Annotated in this window: 13 protein-coding genes; 11 read left to right on the forward strand and 2 right to left on the reverse strand. The window is 57.4% G+C overall.

What is annotated here, in order from left to right; all coding sequences use genetic code 11:
* The first annotated feature begins 245 nt into the window (after nucleotides 1-245).
* The 11 genes from JHC09_RS17185 to JHC09_RS10325 all read left to right on the forward strand — a co-directional run bounded on the left by JHC09_RS17185 (nucleotide 246) and on the right by JHC09_RS10325 (nucleotide 12,074).
* Nucleotides 246-1,751 carry a flagellar hook-length control protein FliK gene (locus JHC09_RS17185; protein ID WP_199531877.1) on the forward strand — a complete coding sequence of 502 codons (1,506 nt, stop codon included), beginning with the start codon at nucleotides 246-248 and terminating at the stop codon, nucleotides 1,749-1,751.
* Nucleotides 1,752-1,761: 10 nt separating this feature from the next.
* Nucleotides 1,762-2,454, forward strand: coding sequence for a flagellar hook assembly protein FlgD (locus JHC09_RS10280; protein WP_182394347.1), 693 nt, complete (start codon nucleotides 1,762-1,764; stop codon nucleotides 2,452-2,454).
* 139 nt (nucleotides 2,455-2,593) lie between these two features.
* A complete protein-coding gene (locus tag JHC09_RS10285; protein WP_035085775.1) occupies nucleotides 2,594-2,872 on the forward strand; it encodes a DUF1153 domain-containing protein in 279 nt (92 codons plus the stop codon).
* Between the two features lie 306 nt (nucleotides 2,873-3,178).
* Nucleotides 3,179-4,807, forward strand: a complete 1,629-nt coding sequence (gene fliF, locus JHC09_RS10290; RefSeq protein WP_199531878.1) for a flagellar basal-body MS-ring/collar protein FliF — start codon at nucleotides 3,179-3,181, stop codon at nucleotides 4,805-4,807.
* Between the two features lie 5 nt (nucleotides 4,808-4,812).
* The gene (gene fliG / locus JHC09_RS10295; RefSeq protein ID WP_199531879.1) at nucleotides 4,813-5,889 is read left to right on the forward strand and encodes a flagellar motor switch protein FliG; all 1,077 of its coding nucleotides are present in this window, start codon (nucleotides 4,813-4,815) and stop codon (nucleotides 5,887-5,889) included.
* A gap of 2 nt (nucleotides 5,890-5,891) precedes the next feature.
* Nucleotides 5,892-6,578, forward strand: a complete 687-nt coding sequence (locus JHC09_RS10300; RefSeq protein ID WP_199531880.1) for a FliH/SctL family protein — start codon at nucleotides 5,892-5,894, stop codon at nucleotides 6,576-6,578.
* A 41-nt stretch (nucleotides 6,579-6,619) separates the two neighbouring features.
* Entirely contained in the window at nucleotides 6,620-6,910 is a 291-nt protein-coding gene (gene fliN, locus JHC09_RS10305; RefSeq protein ID WP_248308976.1) for a flagellar motor switch protein FliN, read from the forward strand.
* 10 nt (nucleotides 6,911-6,920) lie between these two features.
* Nucleotides 6,921-8,285 (forward strand): sigma-54 dependent transcriptional regulator, encoded by a 1,365-nt coding sequence (locus JHC09_RS10310; protein WP_199531882.1) that lies wholly within the window; start codon nucleotides 6,921-6,923, stop codon nucleotides 8,283-8,285.
* 98 nt (nucleotides 8,286-8,383) lie between these two features.
* Nucleotides 8,384-10,546 carry a flagellar biosynthesis protein FlhA gene (flhA, locus tag JHC09_RS10315; protein ID WP_199531883.1) on the forward strand — a complete coding sequence of 721 codons (2,163 nt, stop codon included), beginning with the start codon at nucleotides 8,384-8,386 and terminating at the stop codon, nucleotides 10,544-10,546.
* A gap of 33 nt (nucleotides 10,547-10,579) precedes the next feature.
* On the forward strand, nucleotides 10,580-11,035 hold the full coding sequence (locus tag JHC09_RS10320; protein ID WP_199531884.1) for a GNAT family N-acetyltransferase: 456 nt from the start codon (nucleotides 10,580-10,582) through the stop codon (nucleotides 11,033-11,035).
* Between the two features lie 364 nt (nucleotides 11,036-11,399).
* Nucleotides 11,400-12,074 (forward strand): PRC-barrel domain-containing protein, encoded by a 675-nt coding sequence (locus JHC09_RS10325; protein WP_248305979.1) that lies wholly within the window; start codon nucleotides 11,400-11,402, stop codon nucleotides 12,072-12,074.
* A 68-nt stretch (nucleotides 12,075-12,142) separates the two neighbouring features.
* On the opposite strand, the gene fliJ is transcribed toward JHC09_RS10325, so the two are convergent.
* Together fliJ and fliI are read right to left on the reverse strand one after the other, a co-directional pair.
* Nucleotides 12,143-12,553: a flagellar export protein FliJ gene (fliJ, locus tag JHC09_RS10330; protein WP_199531885.1), complete on the reverse strand. Its 411-nt coding sequence runs from the start codon at nucleotides 12,551-12,553 to the stop codon at nucleotides 12,143-12,145.
* Nucleotides 12,554-12,613: 60 nt separating this feature from the next.
* Nucleotides 12,614-13,942, reverse strand: a complete 1,329-nt coding sequence (gene fliI / locus JHC09_RS10335; protein WP_169195358.1) for a flagellar protein export ATPase FliI — start codon at nucleotides 13,940-13,942, stop codon at nucleotides 12,614-12,616.
* Nucleotides 13,943-13,962: the final 20 nt, after the last annotated feature.

Genomic DNA, 13,962 nt, shown 5'->3' on the forward strand with positions numbered 1-13,962 from the left:
TTTTGTGTCCGGATGGGTTCAAGGGCCAGCGGAAACTGTGGGGCGCGTTCTACGCCGAAGCGTTAGCCCTGTCCATTCCTACCCGGCAGCTTTTGCCCCAACACGGTAGTTCTTACTCAAACACCCAGAGCAGTTACCGCATAACAATCTGGCTACACCCCTGAAATCCTTGAGTTTATTGGGCATATCTCAAAATGGCAGGGGTTTTGCATCACAACGCTCAGTATTGTGTATTGAGGCTCCCAGTGGCTCCTAATTCTTTCGCTATCAATGGTGGCAGCTCCAGTGCGGCGGCTCAGGCATTTGCAAGCCAGCAGAGCCAGCCCAGCAATGGCAAAAACTCAGGCGGCAGCGATTTCGCAGCGCTGCTTTCAGGCACCAATACGAGCAAAGCGGTGGAACCTGCTCCCAAGAAGGATGCCCCGCCTCCTACTGAGCCGACTAATTCTGCCGCTGACCAGCACGAACCCGCTCCTATTGAAGACAACGAAGAAATCGAAGTCGTTGATCCCACAGCTGCGCCGGTGCCGCCGCCTATCGACACCACACAATTGGTTGCGTTGAGCGACGCTCTGGCGCAGCTCCGCGACAGCTTGGAAAGTGGCCAGGCATTGGACCCGGAATTACTGGCGCAAATCAACAACACGTTGAGCCAGCTGGCCAATCAGATGGGCGTCGATTTTGAAGCTTTGACCGCTTCAGCTGATCTCACAGCGCTGCTCAATGGCGTGCCGAACGATGCGACCTCGGCAGAAGGCTATTTCGCCACGCTAATCCGGTCGCTCGGGGGCACCAACGGCCTCGATAAATCTGCGGAGGCCGCGGAAGCTATCGCGCAGATCAATGAGAAATTGGCCAAGCTGCTTGCCGCTATCGAGGCTGGCGAAGTCGACGCAAACAAGCTCACTTCTTTGGGACTTGCCGCTGACAAGCCGCGCCCCAATGACGTCGAGCAATCTCTTCTCCGCCTCGCCAAATCAGCAGCAGACCAACCCACCGGCCCGGTATTAGCTGTTCCGTCGCTCAAAATGTCCGACCAGCTTCTGGCAGGCAGCGCTGAAGACACGTCTTCGGCGACGACGACATTTTCCGAGCCCAAGTTTGCCGAAACCAGCACGGCATCTTCAGGCGATGACAACAGTGACGCCAAGCAGTCGAACGACGGCGCACCGGCTGACCGTCGCCCTGTGGCTGCCCCCACCACTGCCAAGCTGGCAGATATAATTCCAGCGTCGACCCAGATCGTTGACGTTCCAACTGCGCAAACCGCAGACATAAAAATTGAAGCTGCCGCCCTGCGCACTATTCCGCAGACCTATTTGTCGAGCCAACAACAGCTCAACATTCCGGCGATAGCCTTTGAAATGTCCAGGCAGATGGAGGGCGGCATCTCCCGCTTCCAGATTCGCCTAGATCCAGCCGAGCTGGGTCGCATTGATGTGCGTCTCGACGTGGACCAGAATGGTCAGTTGAACGCCAAACTGATTGTCGAACGGCCAGAAACCCTCGACATGATGCAACGCGACCAGCGCGCACTTGAACGTGCGCTGCAACAAGCTGGCATCGATGCCCATCGCGCTACGCTCGAATTCTCGCTCAAGCAGAATGACCAGCAAGCCAATCGCGACGGCAGCCCATTTGATCGCGCAGAAGCGTTGCTCGAATCCGACGATACGACATCCGAACCTGTTCCACAGGTCACGCTCTACCGCGGCTCACTCCAAGCTAGCGGGCTCAACATCCTTGCTTAGGTGAACTCAAATGGCTGTAAACGGCGTTACTGGCTCATCAACCACGTCGGCCTCGTCAACTGCGCGATCAACGATCGCGCAGAACTTTGACACATTCCTGTCGATTCTGACGACGCAGCTAAGAAACCAAAATCCGCTCGACCCCTTGGATACGAACCAGTTCACCCAACAACTGGTTCAGTTCACTGGGGTAGAGCAGCAGCTCAAGACCAATGACTTCTTAGAAGCTTTGCTGGCCAATACGCAGAATCAGGGTCGCGTCGATGCGGTCTCCTATATTGGCAAGGAAGTGACCGCCTCGGGCAAAACTGGGGAGCTCAAAGAAGGCGGGGCGATGTGGACGTACAACGCCGCCTCACCCGTCGCCAACGCGACGGTCACCATCAAGAATGCGACAGGCAGCGTGGTCTATGTGGAGCAGGGCTCGCTCAATGCGGGCGTCGGCAACTTCCTCTGGACCGGAGCGGGTTCGGACGGCAACAAGCAGCCCGACGGCGTCTACACAATCGAGATCACCGGCACCAATGTGAGCGGCAATGCCATTTCGATATCGACCTCCAGCGTTGGAGTCGTCACCGCCGTCGATTTTAGCGGTGCTGAGCCAGTCCTCACCGTTGGACGCAACAAGGTCGCCCTCAAGGACGTCACCAGCGTGCGCAGCACCGGCCAAGTGACGACACCGCCACCCGCCACTGGCAGTTGAAATAGACTGCCGTGTGCAGGCCAAAAGCTGTCCGCAATCACACGCTACTGTTAACCTATTGTAAGTTTCCCCTTAGGGGTATTTTAAGGCCACTGCCCTACTCTCACCATCATATGGTCAGGTTTGAGTAGAGAGTAAAATGACCGTACAGATGCGTCCTCGCGTGAAGTACGTTATTGGCCCGGATGGCAGCCCGCTAACTATTGCGGATCTGCCCCCAGCCAATACACGACGGTGGGTTATCCGTCGGAAGGCCGAAGTTGTTGCTGCCGTTCGCGGTGGGCTGCTAAGCCTAGAAGAAGCATGTGAGCGTTATACGCTCAGCGTCGATGAGTTTCTCAATTGGCAGGCAGCCATCGACAAGCACGGCCTTGCGGGGCTGCGCACCACTTGGATTCAGCATTACCGAGAGGGATAAAATGCGTAGGGCTCCGGCCCAACTTGGGTTTCCCACAGTTGCATCTTCCCTAGACCCTCAAAAAGGGTCAGTCACAAGTCTGCCACAAATCTTAACCCGCCGGCGAAAGCTGGCGGGTTTTCGCATTGTAAATCCACAGCTTATGACGAACGTGCCTCCCCAGCAAATGCTTGGGTGGCAGGCAGTTATTGCCGGGTATTTGCAAAATGCGGCAATCGGTTAACACCTTGTTAACCATCAAATAGGTAAATTTTGCCCAGCGGTTGGTGGGGGCTCCAGCGACCGAACGAGTCGCAGAGTGAACGCGTGGAAACCTTAACTACATTTATCAACCGGATCGGAATGGCCCGCCTTGCGGCGATGGCTCTCGTTGCGGTTCTCATGCTCGGATTTTTCGGGTTTCTTATCATGCGCGCCCAGACCCCAAATCTGGCGCCCCTCTATTCTGGGTTAACGTTAGAAGATTCATCGGCAATCATTACCGAGCTGCAGACGCTCAACATGCCGCACGAAATTCGCGGCGACGGTGACACTATTCTGATCCCGCGCGATCAGATCACCACCGTCCGTATGCAGCTTGCTGGCGAAGGTCTGCCGACCCGCGGCCAAGTGGGCTATGAAATTTTCGACCAGCAGTCGACGCTCGGCGCGACTAGCTTTGTCCAGAACATCAACAATGTTCGCGCCCTTGAAGGCGAACTCGCACGGACCATCACGTCCTTGACCCGCATCAAAAGTGCGCGCGTGCATTTGGTTCTGCCAGAGCGTGAACTATTCCGTCGCGAACGCAAGGATCCTTCAGCCTCCATCGTACTTTCGGTCCGCGGTCAACTTTCGAACAACGAAATTCGCGCCGTTCAGCACATGGTCGCCTCGGCCATTGAAGGCCTGAACCCGACGCGCGTCTCCATCGTAGACGACCAAGGCAATCTGCTGGCCTCGGGCGCCGAAGGCGACGAAGGCAGCCTCGTCACGGCCAAGAATGAAGAGCGCACGCTTTCATACGAAAACCGCATGCGCACCCGCATCGAAGACATGCTGGCAAACGTGGTTGGTGCAGGGCGCGCCCGGGTTGAAGTTGCAGCAGAGCTCGACTTCAATCGCCAGACCGTAACGCAAGAAACATTCGATCCTGAAAGCCAAGTTGCACGTTCTATCCAGTCGCGCGAAAGCGAGACCCTGTCGAACGGCGCAAATGGTCAGGTCACGGTTGCAAACGAGCTTCCAGGCGCCAGCGAGAACGCTGCCAATGGCTTTGCCGAACAGGGCACCTCGCTCGAAGAGACCACCAATTACGAAATCAATCGTACGACCCAGGTAGCCACCACTGAGCCGGGTGCTGTTAAGCGCCTCTCCGTCGCCGTGGTTGTGGACGGCAGCTATGCCGACGATGGCAACGGCAACCTCGCCTACAATCCGCGTAGCGCCGACGAAGTCAGCCAGATTTTGACCCTTGTTCGCTCAGCTGTCGGCTTCTCGGCAGAACGTGGCGACACTGTTGAAGTGGTCAACATGCAGTTTGCCGAACGCCCAGGCCTTGCTGGCGTCGGCACCGACAACACCGCAGGCCTTCTCGACTTCACCCGTGATGACCTGATGAATGGCGCAGAAATGGCCGTCACCCTGCTCATCGCTCTGGCCCTCGTGTTCTTCGTGATGCGCCCTCTGCTCAAGAAGGTTCTGAGCCCAGAAACCGAAACGCTTGCTTTGCCCGAAGCAGCTGAGCTCGGCAACCACGCCGTCCTCACTGCCGACGGACAGCTGCTCGACGAGCAGTTGCTCCAACCCAAGGACAAAACCCCAGCGTGGGTGGCCAACGCCAAGTCCATGGGCGAAACCCAGCTGCAGACGCTCAAGACCGTCGGCACGCTCGTTGAAGAAAACCCCAAGCAGGCCGCACTTATCGTGCGTGACTGGCTCGGCAGCGCGGCGTAATCGAAATGACCCTCGTTTCTCAGTCTGGCAAAGATCAGAACCTACAAATCGGCGCCGGCGCACTCTTGCAGGTTGGCGGTCAGCAGCGCACCCTTAAGGGCGACGAGAAGGCCGCAGCCCTCGTCCTCGCGCTCGGTCCTGATTACGGTAAGCCCATTTTTGACGAACTCGACGAAGTCGAAATCCGTCAGCTTTCCCGCGCCATGGCTCGTCTTGGCCCGATCACGCAGGAAATGCTCGACGATTTGATGATCGATTTCGTCACGAACATCTCCTCGCACGGCAATCTGACCGGCACCACGGACTCGACTGAACGCTTGCTTCTCTCTTTCCTGCCGCAGGAACGTGTGGACGCGATCATGGAAGAAATCCGCGGTCCGGCTGGCCGCAATATGTGGGAGAAGCTGTCGAACGTTCAGGCGGATGTCCTGGCCGCCTATCTCAAAAACGAATACCCGCAGACCATCGCTGTGGTGTTGTCCAAAATCGATCCGGACCACGCCTCCAAGGTCCTCGCCGTTCTGCCAGAAGAATTGGCGATGGACGTGGTGCAGCGCATGCTTGGCCTAGACCCTGTGCAGAAGGAAATTCTCGAGAAAATCGAGAACACGCTGCGCGTCGAGTTCATGTCCACGCTCAACCACCAGAAGCGTCGCGACAGCCACGAACAGATGGCTGAAATCTTCAACGCATTCGATCGTCAGACTGAATCGCGCTTCATTACAAGTCTTGAGGAGATTAACCGAGACGATGCCGAGCGCATCAAAGCGCTCATGTTTACCTTTGAGGATCTGGCGCGGCTCGATACGTCGGCCATCCAGACCCTGCTTGCACGCCTCGACAAGCGTGACCTCGGTATCGCCCTTAAGGGGGCCAGCGATACCGTCAAGGATGTATTCTATCGGAACATGTCCGGTCGCGCCGCCAAGGTCTTGCAGGACGATATGCGTGATATGGGCCCGGTCCGGCTCAAGGATGTTGACGAAGCCCAGACCCGCTTGGTGGCAACGGCAAAAGATCTCGCGGCCAAGGGCGAGATCGTCATCCTTAAGTCCAAAGCCGACGACCAGATGGTGGCTTAACCATGGCCCAACCGGTCCGCTATCTTTTCGATCTCGATCTGGGCGAAGAACCCGGACACGTGATCAGACATGTGCCAGCCGAAGCGGAAGCACCCGCTCCGCCACCAGTTCCCTCAATCCCCGAGGATTTGGTGGCGCAGCTGATAGCCGACGCCAAACGCGAAGCGTTCGCTGAGGGTGTAACACAAGGCGAACGCAATGCTGCCAACACCGCAGCGCAGACGATCGCCGCACTCGGCACGACACTAGCGACCCAAGTGGCACCCTACGCCCAGGCGCTGGATGAAGCCATTCTGCGCCACCAGTCAGAAGCCGCAAGCTTGGCACTGGCTGTTAGCAAAAAGCTCGCGCATCAACTCGTCGCACGCCAGCCGACGGTTGAGCTCGAAGCTTTGATAGCAGAGTGCCTCGAAGGCTTAGGGGCCGTTCCGCACCTTGTGGTGCGGTGCCACCCCGAAATGGCCGACGCTATTCGCGAGTCAGCCACCCAACACGTCAATGCCACGGGTTTTGCCGGGCGTTTGGTAATCATGGGTGACGAAGACATTCGCCTTGGCGATGGCCGTATGGAATGGGTCAATGGCGGTATCGTACGCGACATCGGCCAAACAACCATCCAAATGGAACGCCAAATTTCTGACTATCTTGCTGCGCGTCAGCGCAACCCGAATGCGAAGGAGAGCGGTTAATGGCCGATCCTGACAACACACTAGAGAGCCTGCTCGACGAAATGGATGCGCCCGAGCGCGCCGAACGCGACGTCACCTATGTCGAACGGACCGCGGGCGACCTCGAGGCCGTTTTTGACGTACCAGTACGCGTTTCGGTCGTTCTCGGCCGGACCAAAATGCCTGTTTCTCAGCTGCTCAAACTCGATACCGGGACGGTCATCGAGCTCGACCGCCAAGTTGGCGAAGCCGTAGAAATCTATGTCAACGACCGCTTAATTGCTCGTGGTGAAATCGTGCTGGTCGATGACCGGCTGGGTGTCACCATGACCGAAATTATAAAGCCACAATAGGAGCTCTGCCATGCGCCTTCTCATTATCGGTGCGCTTGAGGGTCAGCTCTCGACGGCAACCAAAATGGCTATGGATGGGGGAGCCAAAGTCGCTCACGCCCCCTCGGTTGAGATTGCGCTGGCTTCGCTTCGTTCAGGCAGAGGAGCCGATCTGCTGCTGGTCGATGTCATGATGGACATCACCGGCCTAATCGCCGCTCTGGAAGCAGAACGCATTGTTATACCGGTTGTCGCCTGTGGCGTCGAAGCGAATGCCGCAGCAGCCGTCAACGCGATCCGCGCCGGAGCCAAGGAATACATTCCTTTGCCACCCGACGCGGAGCTCATTGCCGCTGTCATTTCCGCAGTTGCCCGCGAAAGTTCCGACTTCCTCTTCCGCGATCCATCCATGGAACGCGTTGTCCGCATGGCCGAGCAGATCGCTGGCTCGGAAGCCTCGATCCTGATCACAGGTGAGAGCGGCACGGGTAAGGAAGTTGTGGCCAAGTTCGTCCACGCTCGTTCCAAGCGCGCCAACAAGCCGTTTATCTCGGTCAACTGCGCGGCGATCCCAGAAGCTTTGCTGGAATCCGAACTTTTCGGCCACGAAAAGGGCGCCTTCACCGGCGCAGTCGCGCGCCGTATTGGCAAGTTTGAAGAAGCCTCTGGCGGCACATTGCTGCTCGACGAAATTTCAGAAATGGATGTCCGCCTGCAGGCAAAGCTGCTGCGTGCCATTCAGGAGCGCGTCATTGACCGCGTCGGTGGCGGCAAGCCAGTCCCGGTCGATATCCGCATTCTCGCGACTTCGAACCGCAACCTCAGCGACGCTGTGCGTGAAGGCTCGTTCCGCGAAGACTTGCTCTTCCGCCTCAACGTTGTGAACCTCAAGCTGCCTCCACTGCGCGAGCGTCCGGGCGACGTTGTCATTTTGTCTGAACACTTCGTCGCGAAGTACGCCAAGGCAAATGGCATTCCGCCGCGCCAGCTGTCGCCTGAAGCCCGTGACGCCCTCGTTCGGGCTCCATGGCCAGGCAACGTCCGCGAATTGGAAAACACGCTTCACCGCGCGGTGCTGCTGTCTTCTGGCGACACCATTGGTCCCGAGTCGATCGTTTTGCCAGATGGCATGGGCCTCGCTGAGGCAGCCCGTGCTACCTCCCCGGCACAGATGGCGGCTCAAACGGCCCAGGCTATGAATCGTGCGATTGTCGGCCGCACCGTTGCCGACGTTGAACGCGACCTCATCCTCGATACCTTGGATCATACGCTGGGTAATCGTACCCACGCGGCAAACATTCTGGGGATTTCTATCCGCACGCTGCGCAATAAGCTCAACCAGTACACCGATGAAGGGTTACATGTTCCTGAGCCAGGCGAACGGCGGAGCGCTTAAAGGAGCGGTTGTGCAGAACCACGAGTTAATCGGAATGCAGCGAAACGAGCGCTATGCGCGGACTTCGTTTATCGCGGCCAAGCCGTTCGTGAGCGAGCATGACTGACCAATCCACGAATTCGCGTAACAATTTTGGTCTGCCCGATCTCGGGCAGATCCTACAAGTCCTGCGCTCGGGCGACGTTGCCCTAGCCGCCGGCGTCATGGGTCTGATCGTTATCCTGATCGTCCCACTGCCCGCTATTCTGGTCGACCTCCTCCTTGCCATCTCGATCGTCTTCTCTGTGATGATCCTGATGACTGCCCTCTTCATCCAGAAACCACTCGAATTTTCGGCGTTCCCGACGGTTCTGCTGATCGCGACCATGTTGCGCTTGGGCTTGAACCTAGCGACAACGCGCTTGATCCTGTCGGAAGGGCACAACGGTACCGATGCAGCTGGTCACGTTATTGAGGCCTTCGGCAACTTCGTTACTCGAGGCAATTTCGTCATTGGTACGGTGATCTTCATCATCCTAGTGATCGTGAACTTCATCGTTATCACTAAGGGTTCTGGCCGTATCGCCGAAGTGGCGGCTCGCTTTAGCTTGGACGCTATGCCGGGCAAGCAAATGGCGATCGATGCGGACTTGTCCGCCGGTCTGATCGATGAAGACACTGCCAAAAAGCGCCGTGCTGAACTTGAGGGAGAAAGCTCCTTCTTCGGTAACATGGACGGTGCGTCCAAATTCGTGCGCGGCGACGCCATTGCAGGCCTCATCATCACCTTTATCAACGTGTCCGCCGGCATTCTCATCGGCGTCATGCAACAAGGGATGGACTTTGGCGAGGCTGCGAATGTTTATACGCTCCTGACCATTGGTGATGGCCTAGTCTCCCAGATCCCCGCTCTGATCGTTTCGACCGCAGCTGGTATTCTGGTTTCTAAGTCGGGCGTCACCGGCGCCGCTGACAAGGCCCTCAGCAGCCAGTTTTCAGGCTACCCACGCGCACTTGGCATGTCGTCCGCAGTCATGGCCATGCTCGCCATGCTTCCAGGCATGCCAATCTTGCCGTTTCTGGCGCTCGCAGGCGGCGTGGGCTACGCCGCGTTCCGCGCCTCAAAGTCAAAAGCTATCAGAACGGCCGATGACGCTGCAAACGCCCTTAAGAAGTCAGCGCTGCCCGGACAAGGCGGCGCACCAGGCTTACCGGCCAATGCTGCAGGGTCACCTTTGGCGGAGGCTCCTATCAGTGACAGCCTCAAAATCGACGATCTCAAGCTCGAACTGGGCTATGGGCTCCTCAGCCTCGTCCGCGACGACGGCAATGGTTCGGATCGCCTGACCGAGCAAATCAAGGCTCTGCGTCGTCAGCTCGCGATGGAGCTTGGCTTCGTCATGCCGCCGGTTCGTATTCTCGACAACATGCAGCTTGAACCCAACGACTACAAAGTTCGGATCAAGGAAGTTGAAGCTGGTTCCGGTCAGATCTTTGCCAACCAGTTGATGGTGATGGATCCGTTCGGCAACAAGATCGACCTGCCAGGCCATTCCACTGTCGAGCCGACCTTTGGCCTTCCCGCCACTTGGATCGATCCAGCGCTGCGCGACGAAGCGGAGTTGCGCGGCCTCTCGATCATTGATCCTTCCACCGTGATCTCGACGCATTTGACCGAGATCCTCAAGGCTAACGTCTCGGATCTTCTCAGCTACGCCAACGTGCAGTCTCTGCTCTCCGGCCTTCCGAAAGATCAGCAAAAGCTCGTGGAAGACATTATCCCGAGCCAGATTACGGTTTCGGGGATCCAGCGCGTCCTGCAGGCCCTCCTTGCCGAACGCATCTCGATCCGCGATCTGTCGACCATTCTCGAAGGTATTGCAGAAATCTCGGGTGCCGGTCGCTCCGTGCAAACCATTACCGAGCATGTTCGCTCGCGCCTTTCGCGCCAGATCTGCGCTGCTAATTTAGGCCCGGATGGCAGCTTGCCGCTTTTGACCCTCTCGCCCCAGTGGGAACGCGACTTCGCTGAGGCCATGGTTGGTGATGCTGATAACCGTCACCTCGCTATGGCCCCATCCAAACTTCAGCAATTCATCTCCGGCGTGCAGGCCGCTTATGAAAAGGCAGCGCAGGCGGGCGAGATGCCAGTTCTGATCACATCGCCTTCAATTCGCCCGCACGTTCGCTCGATTGTAGAGCGCTTCCGCCCGCAGACATTTGTGATGAGCCAGAACGAAGTTCATCCACGCGTTCGCCTGAAAACAGTCGGCAGCGTCTAGCGCCATGCCCCTCTTGGTCGTTACAAGAGGGGCATGAGCACCACTATTCTTTCCGTTCCGGTTTTTTCCACCCTCTGTAACGCCGCTTTCGGCCTGCGCAGGGAAGTTTTCGTATGGGAACAAAAAGTCCCCGAAGAAGACGAAATGGATGACTATGATCTCACCGCAACCCATTTCGTCGCCATTCAAGAGGGCGAAGTTGTGGGCACACTGCGGCTGATCTTTCTTGATGAGCACGTCAAAATCGGCCGGGTGGCCGTGCGACAGAGCTTCCGGGGACGCGGGATAGCCAAGGCCATGCTTCGTACAGCCATGAGCGCCGCATCCGAACAAGGGCACGACCGGTTCTTCCTTGGCGCCCAATCCGACAAACTAGGTTTTTATGAAAGCTTGGGATTTGTTGCGTTTGGACCCGAGTTTGAGGATGGCGGCATGCCGCACCGGGCCATGCGCACCTATGACAAGGATACTGCGCAGCTGATCGATTAGCGGATCGTTAATCATTAACACGCCCTTGAGGTGCTGCTTTAGATAACTTCCGATAAGCTAAGGATGTCGATGCAATGTCGGCTCCTAAGAGCACAAACATTGCGCGCGTCATAATCATCCCCTGCGCTAGCGCAGGCGCGGAAGATTAAATGATATGAGCCCGTTAACGGGAGGCAGAGAAGGCCGGCGTTGGCATCCAACGACCGGCTTTTTCATTTTCGCTGAACCGACAAAGTAAATTTTAACGGAACGGCTGCCGCCGAAGACGCGTTGTTTCAAACATAATGGGCCGCACGGTGCGCCACAGCCAAGTTTTGCACCGCACGGCCCTGTTCATCGCAACGACGAACCATTGGAGCTTACAATGATCCGCACGCTTTTTGCTACTACCGCACTGACCGCTGTTTTGAGCATGGGTGCTATTGCCCAGGACGCCGTAGTGGTCGCCCCAGCAGAACCAACCGTTGGCCAGAAGGTCGACAATGCTCTTGATGCGGCCGGTAACGCCATGCAGAACGCCGGCGATGCAGTTAAGGACGCTGCACAGGACGCGGGCGCCGCTGTCGATAACGCCGTAGACAATGCAGGTGCCGCCGCGAACAATGCTGCTGCCAATGCCTCGGCTGCCGCAAACAATGCAGCAACCGACTTGGCGCATGCAACCCGCCAGCCAATCGATCTGGCGACCGGTTACGTCGTGCTCGACGGTGATGCCGTTGTCAGCAAGCTGATTGGCGCGCCAGTTTACTCAGACACCACCGACACTGCTGAAGAAATCGGTACGGTGAAGGATCTCGTGATCGGCCTTGATGGCTCGATCCAGGCCGTTGTTCTGGGCGTTGGCGGTTTCCTCGGCATCGGTGAAAAGAACGTTGCTGTCGATTTCACCGCCCTCGACCACGCGATCGCCTTTGACAACACCGAACGTTGGGTCATGCCAACAACCGCTGAAGCGCTGACCAGCGCCCCAGACTTCGTTTGGGAAACCGATGCTGTTGTTGCTCCAGCAACCGAAGTGACCCCAGCACCAGCGATGTAATTTGATCTCGAGAGATCAAAAGCAATAGGCCCGCTACGGCGGGCCTATTCGTATTCTTTAACCTGTATTTAGCGGCGATAGCGCAAGCGAGCGACTTCGTCGTATTCAGCCTGCTCGAGCTTGTTCTGCTCATCACGTTCACGCTGGTGCTCGCGCTGATCAAGCAGCTCGATCTTCTTGAGCTCCTCGAGCGCCTCAGCCAGCCCATCCTGCGCCGCTTCCAGTTTCACGCGCATATCGTTTGCCGAGGCGAGCAGATTGTCTCTACGACCCATCGCTGCCTTAGCAAAGGTTGAGTATGCGAAGTGAGCAATATCGGTAATACCGGTTTTGCTTTGTTCGATCTCGATCTGCTGATCGAGTTCGGTGGCCATGCGTTCGAAGTCGGCGATCATCATTTCGATCTGGGCGACTTGGCGACGCTTCTCATCCACCTGAAATTTCTTGAGTCTAATCAGACTCTCATTGCGCGACTTCACGACCTGTACTCCTTACACACCAAGTCAGTTCCGGAGCCCTGCCATACACGCATTGCTCCATCAGCCCCGTGCATCCGCTTCAGCGATAATCTCAGCCAGCCCGGCATAACCGTCCTGGATCGATGTCACCTCATCCCGTCGCTGGCTCAAAAAAGCCTCAAGCTTCGGGTTGATAGCGATTGCGCGGTCCACAAGCGGATCTGACCCTTTCCGGTAAGCCCCCAGCCGGATCAGCTCCTCCATGTCCGAGAAAATGGACATGAGTTCTCGCGCTCGTGTCAGGGTTGGTCGCACCTCTTCAGGCACGCACCCCGGCATTGTACGCGAGATGGACCGGAGCACATTGACGGCAGGGTAACGTCCCCGCTCGGCAATGCCGCGCTCCATCACAATGTGCCCATCGAGAATCCCGCGCACGGCATCCGCAATTGGCTCGTTGTGATCATCACCTTCCACCAAAACGGTAAATAGACCTGTAATAGAACCGGTCAAAGGCGTTCCTGGCCCCGCTCTTTCGAGCAAACGAGGCAGTTCTGTGAACACTGTGGGCGGATAACCCTTCGCGGTCGGCGGTTCACCAACAGCTAGCCCGATTTCACGCTGCGCCATAGCAAAGCGCGTCAGACTGTCCATCATGCACAAGACGCGTTTGCCCTGATCGCGGAAATACTCCGCCAGAGCCATAGACATATAGCATGCCTGACGCCGCATCAGCGCCGCTTCGTCAGACGTCGCCACTACAACGATAGCGCGCTTGAGCCCCTCTTCGCCGAGATACTCGCCGATAAACTCATGCACTTCGCGCCCACGCTCACCGATCAAACCGATGATGGAAACATCCACATCCGTATTGCGGGCCAACATCGACATGAGCACCGACTTGCCCACGCCCGAGCCAGCAAAAATACCCATGCGCTGCCCTTCACACATGGTGGTGAAGGTATTGAGGCATCGCACGCCAAGTTCGATAGGCTCACCAACACGGACACGGTCGTGAGCGGCCAGCGGTGACTGACGCAGCGGATAGGACATAGCCCCGCGCGGCAAAGGCCCCTTGCCGTCGATCGGCTCGCCATTCGCGTTCACAACGCGCCCTAGCCAGGCCTCACTCGGATTTACCGCGCCATCATGGCGCCGGAAAATCGCCTTGCAGCCTAGCCGCACCCCACCGAGCTCGCCAAATGGGAGGCAAAGCGCATGACCGTCCCGAAACCCGATGATTTCAGCGAACAGCACTGTGCCGTCGCTGTTGATGATCTCAACCCGACCACCGACGCGCAATTCACGCACAGGGCCGGCAACCTCGATGAGCAGGCCTTGCACGGATTTCACCCGCCCAAAAACCTCCACTTCCTCGACCGCGTCTATGGCTGAGATAAGGGCCTTCATATTTCCTATATGCGCTCCAT

It is taken from the genome of Devosia sp. MC532, from assembly GCF_016461625.1.
In the GTDB taxonomy this organism is placed as follows: domain Bacteria; phylum Pseudomonadota; class Alphaproteobacteria; order Rhizobiales; family Devosiaceae; genus Devosia.